This is a genomic window from Acidobacteriota bacterium (assembly GCA_009838525.1).
Taxonomy (GTDB): Bacteria; Acidobacteriota; Vicinamibacteria; order Vicinamibacterales; family UBA8438; genus VXRJ01.
In genome coordinates this window covers 1-13724 of sequence record VXRJ01000019.1, presented here as the reverse complement: position 1 = coordinate 13724, position 13724 = coordinate 1, and the positions used below count along the sequence as shown (strand labels likewise).

The window sequence follows — 13724 nt, the reverse complement described above, 5'->3', positions numbered from 1 at the left end:
TTACTCTCCGCCCGGTGCGGGCTGATACAGCTCGAATTCGTAGCCGTCCAGGTCCGACAGGAACAGGATGACGGGGCCGTCCGGCGGCCCGACGTCTCTCAGCATCTTCGCCCCGGCGGCCACCGCCCGCTCCGCCAGCCCTCGCGCGTCGCTGGTGAAGATGATGATCCGGCCGTAGGCCGCCTTTCCCTCGGGGAGCGGATCGTCGTTGAAGTGCGCTAGCAGCAGGCCCATGCCGCCCGGCTGATCGGGCCGTCCCAGGCCGACTTCGATGGGTTCGCCCTCTGGCGGAAACTGAAAAGTCCGCACCAGCCCGAAGACCTCGGTGTAGAACTTCTCCGCGCGGGGAATATCGGCCACGTTGAGAGCCACGCTGCTGAAACTGATCTCGGATGCCGGGGCGCCACTCTGGGCATTGGCCGTTCCCGCCACCGCGAGGCCGATGAGCGCGGCGACAAGCGTGCTGGGAATACGAGGCGTCATGTGATCTCTCCTAAGGGCGGGCTACAGTTAAGTGAACGCTTACCCTAGCGGCTCACCCCCGAACGTTGCAAGAAGCGAGTAGAAACCATGAAGCCCGCACCGGTGAAGCCCGCCATAAAGCTCGATATCGTCAATCAGGTTGACGCTCGCGTCGGCACGATCGAGCGTGTCAGCGAGGTCGACGGCTCGAGAAAACTCGTTCGACTCACGGTCGATTTCGGTGACCACACGCGGACGATCTTCGCGGGAATGAAGCAGGAGCGCGAGGATCCGATCGAAATCGAAGGCCGACAGGCCCTGTTCATCATCAACCTGAAGCCCAGGAAGATGATGGGGGAAGTCTCGGAGGGCATGCTCTTCGACGTCGGGTATGAGGACGGCCTTCAGCCGGCATTCCTGACCCCGGAGCGCCCGGTCCCGAATGGCACCCGCGCCGGGTGAGCACCGCGCGGGGAAGAGCTGGCCGAGGTTGCCGGCGGCGACGTCGGGGGAACGGCTGGGCGATTGAACGCGCCCCGCATCCCGGCTAAGCTGCCCGCATGAAGCTCCAGCCCTTCGTCCGGACGCCGGTGTTCCTGTTTCTCGCATCGCTCGCCGTCGCCTTGTTCCTCTTCGCGCCCATGCAGGCGCAGCAGGCCGATCGCGAGTTCGTCCCCGTCACCGACGCCATGCTCCAGGATCCCGATCCCGAGGATTGGCTAATGTGGCGCCGCACGCTGAATACCTGGGGCTTCAGTCCCCTCGACCAGATCGATCGCGACAACGTCGCCGGCCTCCGCATGGTCTGGACGCGCCCGCTCGGCCCCGGCCTGCAGCAGGGGACACCGCTCGTCTACGACGGCGTTCTGTACATGCCGAACCCCCGCGACATCATCCAGGCGATCGACGCGGTGAGCGGTGACCTGATCTGGGAGCACCGCCGCCAGCGGCCCGACGATCTGGCCGATTACATGATCGGCAGTCTGATCGACACGAACCGCAACATCGCCATCCACGGCACTTACCTGTTCGACAGCACGTCGGACGACTGGGTGATCGCCGTAGACGCGCGGACCGGCGAAGTGGCGTGGGAGACGATGGTGCTCGACTACACCGTCAATCCCGCCAACCAGACGTCGGGTCCGATCGTCGCCGACGGCAAAGTGATCTCCGGCCGGAGCTGCGCCCCGAAGGGCGGTCCGCACGCCTGCGTCATCGTCGCCCACGACGCCGCGACGGGCGAGGAGCTGTGGCGCCGGCGCCTCATTCCCGGCCCCGGTGAATTCGGCGACGAGACCTGGGGAGGCGTCCCGTTCGAGGAACGGAAGCATGTCGGGGCGTGGATGGTCCCGAGCTACGACCCCGAGCTGAACCTCGTCTACATCGGCACGTCGGTCACGTCGCCCGCGCCGAAGTTCATGATCGGCGGCGTCGACAACACGCACCTCTACCACAATTCGACGCTCGCCCTGAACGCCGACACCGGCGAGATCGAGTGGTTCTACCAGCATCTGAACGACCACTGGGATCTCGACCATCCGTACGAGCGGCTGTTGGTCGACACGGCGATGACGCCGGACCCGGAGCATGTCTCGTGGATCAACCCGCGGCTGCGGCGGGGCGAGACGTACCGCGTGATGACCGGCATCCCGGGGAAGACCGGGGTGGTCTACACCCTCGACCGCGCCACCGGCGAGTTCCTCTGGGCGACGCCGACAACCGCGCAGAACGTCATCACCCACATCGACGGCTCGACTGGAGCCGTCACCGAGAACCCGGAGCTGATCTTCACCCGCGAAAACAACGAGATGCTCATCTGCCCGTCGTTCGTCACCGGCGGCAAGGATTGGGAAGCCGGCGCCTATAGCCCCATCACCAACATGATGTACTTCCCGCTCCGCAACGCCTGCGCGCGCATGCTGGCGACGGCGGACGGCAGCCTCTACAACCTCTCGCAGCGGATCGTGCATGCCCCCGGCACCGATCAGGTCGGCACGGTGCGGGCCATCAACGCCTCCACCGGCGAGACCGCCTGGCTCTACGAACAGCGGGCCGGCACCACGTCGCTGGTCGCCACTGCGGGTGGACTCATCTTCGGCGGCGACAGCAACGGCCGTTTCCGCGCCTTCGACCACGAGACTGGCGAGGTGCTGTGGGAAGTCAACCTCGGCTCGCAGGTGACCGGTTTTCCCGTCACCTACGCCGTAGACGGCATCCAGTACGTCGCCATCAGCACCGGTTCGTCGCTCAGCACGCGGGACAACCTCCGCCTGACGACGGAGTTGCAGCCGGGGACGGGTAACAACCTGTTTGTGTTCTCGTTGCCGGAGCGTGATCGTGCTCCGTAGTAGTCCGTAGCGGGCGGGAAGACTCCCATTTCTTGGCGGGCCCCGACGTAGCGCCGTGACGTTGTCACGCCCGACACCGATGCAGAAAGTGACGTCTACGCTCGTGTGAGCCGAAGGGACACCCATGAATCGAGAGGAGGCGGACCTACAGTCTTGCGAGCGCCCGGGGGCGCGATTCCCCCGGGCGACTCACCTTGCGGTGCTCGGCCGTTCCTCGGCAGCGGTAGTGCTGAAGGCGTGGCTGTTGCCGGCGCTGGTCCTTTGCGTCCAGGTCTTCGCGCAGGCGCAGGACCGGCAGAACGAGCCGCCACCGGCCGCCACGCAGACCGAACAGGACGAAGCGGGTCGGAACACAGCCCCGGAAGCGCCGGCCGAGCACCTTGGGCCGGACGATCCGGCACCGCAATTCGACGAGGAAGTCGTCGTCGTCGGCAGCCGCGCCCGGCCGCGGTCGGTCACAGACTCGACCGTGCCGATCGACGTCATCCCGGCCACCGATTTCGTTCGGGGCGACTTCAATCTGGCCAATCAGTTGCGAGTCCTCCTTCCGTCCTTCCATGTCAACCCGCAGGAGGACGGCGATCTTGGCGCGGTGGTCCGACCTGCGAGCCTGCGGGGCTTGGCGCCCGACCATCTGCTGGTGCTCGTCAACGGCAAGCGCCGCCACCGTGGGGCGGTCATTAACTGGCAAGGCAGCGGCGTGGCCGACGGGGCGCAGGGCCCCGACATCTCGACCATTCCCGCCATCGCGCTGCGGGGAATCGAGGTGCTGCGCGACGGCGCATCGGCGCAGTACGGCTCGGACGCCATTGCCGGGGTGCTGAATCTGTTGCTCAAGGACGACCGCATCGGCGGCGTCGTTGAATTGCACACCGGCCTGCATGGCGCAGGCGACGGCGGGCAGTACGGCGTCGCCGCCAACGTCGGCCTGCCGCTCGGCCGGACCGGCTTTGCGAACCTCAGCCTGGAATACGGCAACACCGCGTCCACCGACCGCAGCGTGCAGCGGTCCGACGCGGCAGCCCTCATCGCGGCCGGGAATCTCCACGTCGGCGACCCGGCCCAGCGGTGGGGAGCACCGGATGTCGAGGACGACCTTAAGCTCTTCGCCAACCTTGGCTACCTGTTCGCCAACGGCGTGCGGGCGTACGGCCACGCGAACTACGCGAGCAGGGACGTGCTCACGTTCTACTACTACCGGAATCCCAACACCCGGGGTGGCGTGTTCAGCAACGACGGCGGCCGGACCCTGCTCGTTGGCGACGTGCTCGCCGCGCGCGGCGACGGTTCGGCGCGCTGCCCCACGGTGGCCATCACGAACGATGTACCCGATCCGGCTGCCCTTGGGCAGATCTTCGATGATCCGCACTGCTTCTCGTTCCAGGAGCGGTTCCCGGGTGGCTTCGCGCCGCGCTTCGGCGGTGTCGAGCGCGACGTCTCGGCGGTCGGCGGCTTGCGCGGGCGGCTCGCCGGCAACGTGCTCTGGGATGCGAGCGTTGCCGCTGGCGCGAATAGCGCGGACTTCTCGATCCACAACACGGTCAACGCCTCGCTCGGTCCCGAGACGCCCACGACGTTCGATGTCGGTCTCTACGGGCAGCGGGAGATCGGCGTCAATCTCGACCTCAGCCGCGCCTTCGGCGACCGGGTCCATCTCGCCGGCGGCGTCGAATGGCGCAACGAGCAGTTCCGGATCGGCCTCGGCCAGCCGGAGTCATGGCTCCAGGGTCCGTACGCCGCGCAGGGCTTCAGTGTGGGTTCCAACGGCACGCCGGGATTCAGCCCCATCGCCGCCGGCCGCTGGAGCCGCGCTAGTGCCGCTGTGTACGGCGACGTCGAGTTGCGCGGCGAGCGCAGCTGGGTCGTCGGGGCGGCCACCCGGATCGAGCGCTTCGCCGACTTCGGCGCGACCGTGAACGGCAAGCTCTCGGGCCGCGTTCCGCTCTCCGGGCAGGTTGCGTTGCGCGGCAGCCTCAGCAGCGGATTCCGCGCCCCGACTCCCGGACAGCAGAACGCGTTTAACGTGGCGACCCAGTACGTTTTCGCGCTAGACGACCTGGTCAACAACGGCACGATTCCCTCGACCTCCGCAGTCGCCCGGTTGCGCGGCGGCCGCCCCCTCGAGCCCGAGCGGTCCGTCAACATCAGCGTCGGCGCCGTGGCCGGTGGTGAAGGCACGTTCACGCTGACCGCCGACTACTTCCGGATCGATCTCTCGGATCGGTTGGCGCTCAGCAGGCTGTTCGCGCTCGATGCCACGGAAGTCGACCGGCTGCTCGCGGAGGGAATCACCAGTGCCCGCAACCTGGCGAACTTTCGATTCTTCACCAACGACCTGGAAACCCGGACGCAGGGGCTCGATGTGGTCACCGCCTGGACACCGCCGTCCCTCGGGGGGAGAACGGCGATCGGCGCGCTCTTCAACTACACGGACACGGCTGCCACCGACTTCAATCCGGCGCTGCTGAATCCCGATCAGCTCGCCGACAGGATCCGGCTGCTGGAGGAAGCGCTGCCGAACACCCGTTGGAGCGCTACGGTCAACCAGGTCGTCGGCCGCGGCACGCTGCTCGGCCGGCTTAGCTATTACGGCGGCTGGTTCGACCGGCGGGACGTGCGACGCTACGCGGGCAGGGCGATCCTGGACGTCGAGGCCACGTGGCCCGTCAGTAGCGCCGTCTCGCTCACGATAGGCGGCGGGAACGTCCTGAACACCCATCCGGACGAGAACCCCGACCCAGGCAGGCTCGGTAACCGCTATCCGCCTTCCACGCCGTTCGGCTTCAGCGGCAGCTTTTACTATGTACGCCTCGGCTACCGGTGGCAGACGGTGGGTTCTCGACGAAGACGGCTGGACCCGGCGCGAGGTGGCGGTGGTGATCGACGGGTTCGCCATGCAGATTGTTCTATTCGACCTCGCCACGGCGGTAGTGAGCGGTGAGTTGTGGAGCCGCACGCGGCGCGTGAGCGTCCGCGGGCGGACGTGACCGGGACCCGCCGGAGCCGTCCGAAGTTCACCCGGGAGGCGGCAACCCGATTGTGGTTACACCGCCAGGGGTTCGACCGGCCCCGTGGGTCGACTACACTGGGCGCCGCGGCCTTCGTCGACCACCTGGAACGGACGGGCGCCCTCCAACTCGACAGCGTGAACGTCGTGGACCGGGCCCACTATCTGACCCTCTGGAGCCGGTTCGGCTCGTACGACCGCTCGACAGTGGATCGGTGGGTGTACGGGGATCGCCTCGCGTACGAGTACTGGGGACACGAAGCCTCGATCCTTCCCATTTCCCATCTCCCTCTCGGGCGGCGGCGGATGCGACGATTCCCTCCCGAGAGCTGGTCGGGACGCGTATGGTGGGACCGATACGCGACCTCGACGGCGTCGAAGCGGCGAGTGCTGCGGCGGCTGCGCACGGAGGGGCCCCTGGAGAGCGTCGACTTCCAGCCGCACCCGGCCGAACGCGGGGAGAAGACGGACTCGCTTGCGTGGCGCCTGAAGGAGGACAAGCGCTCGCTCAATCTGCTATGGCATGACGGCCGGGTCGCCCTGAGCGGGCGGCGGCACTTCCGGTGCATCTACGACGTGGCGGAGCGGGTCTACCCCGACGGGCCGGTCGCGTCGCTAACCGAGTACCATGACAGTTGGCTCCTGATCGGCCTCTCAGGGTGCGGGATCGCTCCGGAACGACACCTCGTCAACTACTTCACCGGGCCGGAACTCAGCGCGGCAGAGCGGGACCGGGTCATCGCCCGTAACCTGCGGAAGAAACGGATCGTCGAGGTGGAAGTGGAGGGACTGCGGGGGCCCTGCTACGCCCTGCCTGAATATCTCGAAGCGATCGACCATTTGCTCGAGCCGACCGGGACCACGCTGATCTGCCCCTTCGATTCCCTCCTCTGGCAGCGAAGGCGCGCGGCCGAACTTCTCGACTTCGAGTACACCGTCGAAATCTATGTCCCCGCCGCGAAGCGGAAGTACGGCTACTACGTGTTGCCGATCCTTCACGACGGACGCCTCGTCGGACGACTCGATCCGAAGCTCCACCGCGACCGCAGCCTGCTCGAGATCCGGGCGCTCCACGTAGAGCCCGACTGTGCGATGACTCCGGATTTCGGTGTCAAACTGGACGAGGCGATCGCGGATCTCGCGAACTTCCTCGGCGCCACGGACATCCGAATGCCTTAATCGTGATCATCGGCACCGGCGCCACGGACGGTAAGTCCGCATGAAACGGCCGCCGTGGCTTGACGCTCGTCGTGTGTCCAGAACTCCAGTGCGTCCCCGTCGGCCGTAGCGGCCAGCAACTCCGCCGTTGCTACATGGATCGCATCAATCGCACGGAGATTGACGGCAAACGAGCTCTTCGCCCGGTCGATCACCAAGCCGTCAACGGGCGCGAGATCCATCATCGCAAGCAGTTCGGTCAACTCCTTGCGCTTGATGGCTGTCTCGGCATCATTGAGGTTGCCGAGCAGTCGCTCGCGATCGACGGCCCGGAACGCTTCGATCTCAACGAGTCGGGAGGACACCACGTGGTCGCCGGCCATCAATGACACGGACAGCCCGGGCTCAACGAACAGGGCTCGCAGCACCGCGCTTGCGTCGACGTACTTCACCTGGATCCTCGCGGACCGCACGGAGCGACGACTGGATGTCGACGCGCCGCGGGATGTTCGAGATCTTCAGAGCGCTCCAGTTCTGAGTTCCGGGCCGGAGCCGACCCTCGCGCACCAAGCGGTCACGCCAGGAAAGCGGTTCTCCGCGAGCGGGCCCCAGCTCGGCGATCGGGTCGTCCCGGTCTCTGACGGTGATCCGCTCCCCACGCGAGGCCCGTCGCAGATAACGGCTCAATTGGGCCTTGAGTTCGGTCACCTTTATGGACTGCATGACCACATTATAAGGCCATAATGGTCTTAACTGCCCAGGACGTTATCCGGGCGGCTCCGCAGCCGAGGGCGGGTGCCGAATACGCGGCGGCCCTTGCGGCCCTGGGGCGATCTCTGCTAGCGTGAAAACCGATGGTCCAGCGAGGACGCGCCCGCACGAGGCTCGTATTTCGTAACAGTACGTGGCGCGCATGGATCGTCGTTCTGGTTATGGCGGTGGCCGGCGCCGCCGCCGCGGAGGTCTTCTGTCACGAGGAGCACGCGGCCGATCAGCATTGCGCCGTCTGCCAGCTCCGACACCAGTCTGCCGCCGAGCTTTCCGGCTCGTGGCAGATAGGATTCGCCGAGGTTACGGAGCCGCTTGAGCAGGCTGCCGACGGCGAATGGATCGCGTCCGGTCACATCCGTCGCCTCCCCGCCCGCGGCCCGCCCGCCTAGTTCCCGTCACACGCTGCGTTTCATCCATCGTTGGTCGACGGCGTATTGCCGTCAGCGCATGAGCCTGCGCGCTACGGCAATGGCGCCTGTTTCCGGCTGACTGCGTTTCAGGATGGCGTCTCCCGACACTGCTGAGCGGTGTCGTGCCTTGCGCGCGTTCAGGGTGCTGTCTCCTGGCGCGTTCTCGGCTGCCCTGCACGATGGAAAACAGAACCAGGGTCGCGAAGAGTGGGTCTCGGGAGGGGGAAGGTGATGGACCGATTGACTGCAAATGGCATGAAAGACACACGGGACTGGAGAGCGCTCAACAACCGCGCGATGGCGAGCGACGCCTCGGCGGAGACGAAACGGGTCGGGTGAGCCAAATGACGAAAGGAGCCCGCTCGTTCGACATTGTCGTCGTCGGCGCCGGCGCCGCCGGTCTCGGCTTTGGTGCGACGCTGCGCGACCTCGGAATCGAGAACTTCGTGATCCTCGACCGTGCCGCCATCGGCGCCTCGTTCCTGCTTTGGCCGCGGCAGATGCGCTTCATTACGCCGTCGTTCAACAGCACCCAGTTCGGCGCCCTCGACCTGAACGCCGTCTGTCTGCACACCTCGCCGGCCTACTCGATCGGCGTCGAGCACCCCACGGGGGAGGAGTACGCCGGCTATCTGCTAAGGGTCGCGGAGCATTTCGACTTGCCGGTAGAGACCGGGGTCGACGTTCTCTCGGTCGCGACGGAAGGTCGACCCAAGCGGTTTCGGGTGGCGACGAGCCGCGGCGACATCCGCGCGCGGTTCGTGGTCTGGGCGGGCGGAGAAATGCAGTACCCGCGGATTAACGGCTTCCCCGGCGCCGAGCTTTGCCTGCACAACTCCAGGGTGACCTCGTGGGACGATGTCAGCGGCGACGAGAGATACATCATCGGCGGCTCCGAGAGCGGCGCCGACGCCGCTGTCGCGCTGGCCGCCGCCGGTCGACGAGCCGTCGTCTTCGACCGCGAGGAGCCCTGGACGCGAAGCAGCTCGGACCCCAGCCAACTCTTGTCGCCCTTTACGAAAGCGCGTTTGGATTCGGCTGTCGACTCGGGTCGGGTGACGCTGCGCGGCGACTGTCCGGTCGTCGGCGTCCGCCGCAAGGACAACGGCTATCAGTTGGCACTCGTGGACGGTGACGTCGTCGACTGCGCCGAGAAGCCGATCCTGGCCTCTGGATTCGTCGGTTCGGCAAGCCTCATTCACTCGCTGTTCGATTGGCGCGATGACGGTTTTCCGCTGCTGACGGAAGACGACGAGTCCACCGTGACGAAAGGGCTGTTCCTGGTCGGGCCGCAGGTGCGTCAGGGCGATGTCATCTTCTGTTTCATCTACAAGTTCCGCCAGCGCTTCGCCGTGGTGGCCAACCAGATCGCCCGTCGCCTGCGGGTCAGCGTGGAGCCGCTCGAGGAGTACCGCCGCTACGGAATGTACCTCGACGATCTGTCGTGCTGCGGCGATGACTGCGCTTGTTGAAGGGGCCGTGAAATGCTCCCGTCGCCAAGTCGCACCGTGGTTCTGTTGGGTAAGGAAAACGTCGGCAAGACGCAACTGGCCGCGTCGCTGGCGGGAACGCCCAGCGCCGCCTCGAACTTCCGAGGCGCCACCGTCGGCTGCGACTCCTACCGAGTGGACGATTGGGAGCTGATCGACACTCCTGGGCTGCTACGCAGCTCCGACGTTGAGACCACCCGACTGGCCCTGGAGCGGCTGGGCGACGACGATACGGTCCTGCTGGTCGCCCAGGGAACCGCACTGGACGCGGACCTGGCCGACCTGCTGCCGCTCGCGGCAGGTCGACGCGGCGCACTGGTCGTGACCCGCAGGGACCGACTCGCCCGGCTACAGGTGGAGGCGCGGCTGCGAGAGTTGGCGCTCCGGACGGGTTTGCCGGTGGTCGCGGTGGACGCTCGGCGGCTGGACGCCGACGATCGTCGAAGGCTGATGCAGGCGCTGGAAGCGCCCAGCCCGGTCCCTGCCGAAGCCGGTTTGGACTTCGGCGATCTGAGCGTCCGTCCGCGCCCGCTTTTCCTGGAGCGCTCCGCCCTTGGGCCTTTCTTGGCGCTGCTGCTGTTGTTGATGCCCGCCTGGGTCGCGGTGGACGCCGCCAACCGTCTCGCGGATCGAATCGAACCCTGGGTCAGCGCCCTGACCGGGCCGCTGGCCGGGTTGCTGACGAGCTGGCCGCAGCCGCTTGCGGAGATCCTGGCCGGCGACTACGGCTTTGTCACGATGGGGCCGCTGCTGTTGGTGTGGGCAACTCCGGTGGTCGTGCTCCATGCGCTGCTGATGAGTGCGTACAAGGCGAGCGGCCTGCTCGATCGCCTGACAAACGCCATGAATCCGTGGCTGCGGCCGTTCGGCATGACGGGCCGGGAGTTGGCGCGGGTCGTGATGGGTTTCGGCTGCAACGTGCCCGCCGTCATCAGCGCGCGCTCGTCGTCGGCCTGCTCGCGGGGCGTATGCGTCTCGGCCATTGCTTTCGGTTCCGCCTGTTCGTATCAGTTGGGGGCCACGCTGGCGGTCTTCGCCGCGGCGGGACGACCCGATTTGGTCTTGCCCTACCTGCTCTATCTTGGCGCCACCACGCTCGCCTACGCTCGGCTCATCGCGCCGCAAGCGGCTCGTTCTCCCTTCAATGCGCTGTTGACGGAGGGCCGGGTCTTCTTGACCTGGCCGCGCCCGAGGGCCATCTGGGTTGAGGCGCAGGGCGTCGTTCGGGAGTTCTATCGCAGGGCCTTGCCGGTCTTCTTTCTGATCACGGCCGCGGCTTCTCTGTTGCATTGGCTGGGCGCGTTGCAAGCTGCGTCGGCGGTCGTCGAACCGGCGATGGCCGTCTTTCGATTGCCCTCGGAGGCGGCCCTGGCGGTGGTCCTGGCGAGCGTGCGCAAGGACGGCATCTTGCTGCTCGCGGAGCCGGGTGTCGCCGCAAGCATCAGCGCCGTCCAACTGTTGACGGCCGTCTACCTGGCCGGCGTGCTGCTGCCTTGCCTGGTCACCTGCTTGACGATTGCACGCGAGCAGGGCCGCGCGTTCGCGCTGCGGCTGGTGGGCCGGCAGGCGGTGGCGGCCGCCGGGTTCAGCGCTTTGCTGGCTTGGGGCGGAGCGTGGCTGTAAACTCGATCTCCGACGCCCGCCGACGCAAGGGACAACAGCTGCTGGACCGGCAGTGCTGGAACTGGGGCCGGGACATCGTGCGTCCGGAAGGCAACCTCCTGCTCGAAGCAGGCTTCCTCCGACGACGGCCACCCGAAGGAGAAACGGGGTCGAGCTGCTACACGCTCGCGCTGCCCGACGGCGACAGCCTCAAGTTGTGGGGTTTCGGCCTCCTGTACGGAACGTCGCGGAAGGGCGGCGTCTTCCTCAACCGTTACCAGTTTCGACCCGTTTGGCTGGCGTCGGAGACGACCGAAGAGCCGATTTGGAAGCCCGACGCAATCCCGACTGCACAGACGCCCCCGTCGCCCCGCGTACCGGTTGACTTGACCGTCGCCGCCATTCGACGCATCGCGGACTACGAGGAGTGGGCGCTCGCGCGTTGCGGTCTGGAGTATCGCCGCACCGTCCTGCGCCAATGGAAACGGCCTTCCAAGCGCCTGCCGCCCCAGGCGCTTCCCCAGGCTTGGCGTGCGCTCGCCGACGCAATCGACGGCCAGCCGCATCCTGAGCCCGTGTGAGGAATCGAATTGAACGACCCACGCCTTCCGGTAACCGTACTCTCCGGCTTCCTGGGCGCCGGCAAGACGACGTTGCTCAACCACGCGCTGCACAACCGCGAAGGTCGCCGCGTCGCGGTCATCGTCAACGACATGAGCGAGGTCAACGTCGATGCCCAGCTCGTTCGCCACGGTGGCGCCGAGCTCAGCCGCGTCGACGAGCGGTTGATCGAGATGTCCAACGGCTGCATCTGCTGCACGTTGCGTGAAGACCTGCTCGACGAGGTTGCACGGCTGGCGCGGGAGGGCCGCTTCGACTACCTGCTGATCGAATCAACCGGTATCTCCGAGCCGCTTCCCGTCGCGGCTACCTTCGCCTTGTCGGACGAGCTTGGCGCCCAGCTCGGCGAGCTGGCCCGGTTGGACACGATGGTCACCGTCGTCGACGGCCCGCGTTTTCTACGCGACTTCGGCTCCGGAGAAGACCTGCTCGATCGCGGGCTGGGGGTCGACGGCGAAGACGACCGCTCCATCGCCGAGCTCCTCGTCGATCAGGTCGAGCTCGCCAACGTTCTCGTGCTCAACAAGACCGACCAGATGAGTCGGACAGAAGTCGCACGGTTGACCGGGATCCTGCGCAAGCTCAACCAGACGGCGACGTTCGTCCCGGCGATCTATGGGCGGATTCCGCTCGACTTGATTTTCGATACGGGCCTGTTCGATTTCGAACGGGTCGAGCAAACGGCGGGTTGGCTTCAGGAACTGCAAGGCGGCCATACGCCGGAGACCGAGGAGTACGGCATCGGCAGCTTCGTCTATCGGAGGCGACGGCCCTTCCATCCGGCGCGGCTGGCGGCGATCTTCGAAGGTTGCTTCGAAGGCGTGCTGCGGGCGAAGGGCGTCCTCTGGCTGGCTACCCGCCATGACGTGGCCGGCGCACTCTCGATCGCCGGAGACTCGCTGACGTTGGATCCCGGAGGCCGTTGGTTCGCCGCGCTGGACCCGGCAGAACTCGCCGACGACCCGGAGACCCTGGAGTGGGTCAATCGGGTATCGGAGCCCGACCACGGCGACCGCCGTCAGGAGATCGTCTTCATCGGAATCGAGATGCAGCAAGAGGCCATAGAGGCAGCGCTGGACGGCTGCCTGCTGACCGACGCCGAGATGGCCTCCGACGCTTCCGGCTGGGCTTCGTTGGACGACCCGCTGCCGGAGTGGATGGAGGCAGAAGAAGACGAACCGTAGTCCGTCTGCTTCGACGAAGAGATCCACAGCCGGTTTCGCCGGGCAGCGCCCGCCGGAGAGGGAACCCGCGAAGCCGTCGGGTCGGTACGCTCAGCTCTCATGCAGAGCGCTCCCGTGGCTACCGATCATCGACAGGAACTCTCGCCGCGTGGTCCGGTCGTCGCGAAATGCTCCCAACATACGGCTGGTGACCATGCTGATACCCGGCTTGCGGATGCCGCGTGTGGTCATGCATTGATGCGCCGCCTCAATGACGACGCCGACACCGCGCGGCTCCAACACCTTCTGGATGGTCTCCGCGATCTGCGACGTCAGCGCCTCCTGGATCTGCAACCGCTTGGCGAACATCTCGACAACGCGCGCCAGCTTGGAACTGCCGACGACGCGGCCTCTCGGCAGATAACCAATATGCGCCTTGCCGAGGATGGGAACGATGTGGTGCTCACAATGGGACTCGATGCGGATGTCGCGCAAGACGATCATCTCGTCATAGTCGGCGGGCTTCTCGAAGGTCGTGGCCAGCAAGGCGACCGGGTCTTCGGCGTATCCGGCGAAGAATTCCTCGTAGGCTCGCACGACACGTTCGGGCGTTTCCTTCAGTCCCTCCCGGTCAGGATCGTCCCCGGCCCACTCGATCAGTGTGCGAACGGCGGCCTCCGCCTCGGCGCGGC

General features: G+C 66.5%; 13 protein-coding genes. 8 read left to right on the top strand and 5 right to left on the bottom strand.

Features of this window, described 5'->3' with window-relative positions; genetic code table 11:
• Positions 1-483 carry a hypothetical protein gene (locus F4Y45_09860; protein ID MXY24813.1) on the bottom strand — a complete coding sequence of 161 codons (483 nt, stop codon included), beginning with the start codon at positions 481-483 and terminating at the stop codon, positions 1-3.
• Positions 484-570: 87 nt separating this feature from the next.
• Between F4Y45_09860 and F4Y45_09855 the strand changes: the two genes are divergently transcribed.
• The 4 genes from F4Y45_09855 to F4Y45_09840 all read left to right on the top strand — a co-directional run bounded on the left by F4Y45_09855 (position 571) and on the right by F4Y45_09840 (position 6996).
• Positions 571-924 carry a tRNA-binding protein gene (locus F4Y45_09855; GenBank protein ID MXY24812.1) on the top strand — a complete coding sequence of 118 codons (354 nt, stop codon included), beginning with the start codon at positions 571-573 and terminating at the stop codon, positions 922-924.
• Between the two features lie 98 nt (positions 925-1022).
• Positions 1023-2810 carry a PQQ-binding-like beta-propeller repeat protein gene (locus F4Y45_09850; GenBank protein ID MXY24811.1) on the top strand — a complete coding sequence of 596 codons (1788 nt, stop codon included), beginning with the start codon at positions 1023-1025 and terminating at the stop codon, positions 2808-2810.
• Positions 2811-3009: 199 nt separating this feature from the next.
• Positions 3010-5751, top strand: a complete 2742-nt coding sequence (locus F4Y45_09845) for a TonB-dependent receptor plug domain-containing protein (GenBank protein ID MXY24810.1) — start codon at positions 3010-3012, stop codon at positions 5749-5751.
• A gap of 3 nt (positions 5752-5754) precedes the next feature.
• Complete coding sequence (locus tag F4Y45_09840) at positions 5755-6996, top strand: winged helix-turn-helix domain-containing protein (protein ID MXY24809.1); 1242 nt, start codon at positions 5755-5757, stop codon at positions 6994-6996.
• On the opposite strand, the gene F4Y45_09835 is transcribed toward F4Y45_09840, so the two are convergent.
• From F4Y45_09835 to F4Y45_09825, 3 genes are all read right to left on the bottom strand, one after another.
• Complete coding sequence (locus F4Y45_09835) at positions 6993-7448, bottom strand: type II toxin-antitoxin system VapC family toxin (protein MXY24808.1); 456 nt, start codon at positions 7446-7448, stop codon at positions 6993-6995. The two genes, F4Y45_09840 and F4Y45_09835, sit on opposite strands and share 4 nt — an antisense overlap.
• Entirely contained in the window at positions 7381-7698 is a 318-nt protein-coding gene (locus F4Y45_09830; protein ID MXY24807.1) for a hypothetical protein, read from the bottom strand. Before F4Y45_09830 ends, F4Y45_09835 begins: the two co-directional genes overlap by 68 nt.
• Positions 7699-7814: 116 nt before the next feature.
• The gene (locus tag F4Y45_09825) at positions 7815-8099 is read right to left on the bottom strand and encodes a hypothetical protein (GenBank protein MXY24806.1); all 285 of its coding nucleotides are present in this window, start codon (positions 8097-8099) and stop codon (positions 7815-7817) included.
• Positions 8100-8500: 401 nt separating this feature from the next.
• Between F4Y45_09825 and F4Y45_09820 the strand changes: the two genes are divergently transcribed.
• Genes F4Y45_09820 through F4Y45_09805 form a run of 4 tightly spaced genes read left to right on the top strand, consistent with a single transcriptional unit; the run spans position 8501 to position 13053 of the window.
• Entirely contained in the window at positions 8501-9628 is a 1128-nt protein-coding gene (locus F4Y45_09820; protein MXY24805.1) for a SidA/IucD/PvdA family monooxygenase, read from the top strand.
• Positions 9629-9640: 12 nt separating this feature from the next.
• Positions 9641-11269 carry a ferrous iron transporter B gene (locus F4Y45_09815; GenBank protein ID MXY24804.1) on the top strand — a complete coding sequence of 543 codons (1629 nt, stop codon included), beginning with the start codon at positions 9641-9643 and terminating at the stop codon, positions 11267-11269.
• Positions 11260-11829: a hypothetical protein gene (locus F4Y45_09810; protein ID MXY24803.1), complete on the top strand. Its 570-nt coding sequence runs from the start codon at positions 11260-11262 to the stop codon at positions 11827-11829. The genes F4Y45_09815 and F4Y45_09810 overlap by 10 nt, the downstream gene beginning before the upstream one ends.
• 3 nt (positions 11830-11832) lie before the next feature.
• Complete coding sequence (locus tag F4Y45_09805; protein ID MXY24802.1) at positions 11833-13053, top strand: GTP-binding protein; 1221 nt, start codon at positions 11833-11835, stop codon at positions 13051-13053.
• 90 nt (positions 13054-13143) lie between these two features.
• On the opposite strand, the gene folE is transcribed toward F4Y45_09805, so the two are convergent.
• Positions 13144-13724, bottom strand: a 581-nt coding sequence (gene folE, locus F4Y45_09800; protein ID MXY24801.1) for a GTP cyclohydrolase I FolE, incomplete at its 5' end; no start/stop codon positions are given.